Here is a 272-nt window from a genome sequence, read left to right as displayed (position 1 = left end):
GGCATCGTGCAGAAGAACGGCCGCCCCAACCACCCCACGACCCAGGGCAAGGTCGAACGCTTTCAACAGACGATGAAGAAATGGCTCCGCGCCCAGCCCGACCAGCCCACCACCCCGCACGAACTGCAGCTCCTGCTGGACACCTTCGCCGAGCACGACAACCACCACCGCCCACACCGGTCCCTGCCACACCGACAGACACCGGCCACCGCCTACACCGCCACACCCAAGGCCCGCCCAAGCACCACAGCCCGAGAACACGACAGCCACGA

Annotated in this window: 1 protein-coding gene; it reads left to right on the top strand. The window is 66.9% G+C overall.

The features are described from left to right. Positions 1–272: integrase core domain-containing protein (locus EYB28_RS19835; protein WP_166853001.1), on the top strand; the 272-nt coding region annotated here is incomplete at both ends.

It is taken from the genome of Isoptericola sp. BMS4 (assembly GCF_011634835.1).
In the GTDB taxonomy this organism is placed as follows: domain Bacteria; phylum Actinomycetota; class Actinomycetes; order Actinomycetales; family Cellulomonadaceae; genus Isoptericola.
This window is presented reverse-complemented; position numbering and strand designations above follow the sequence as displayed.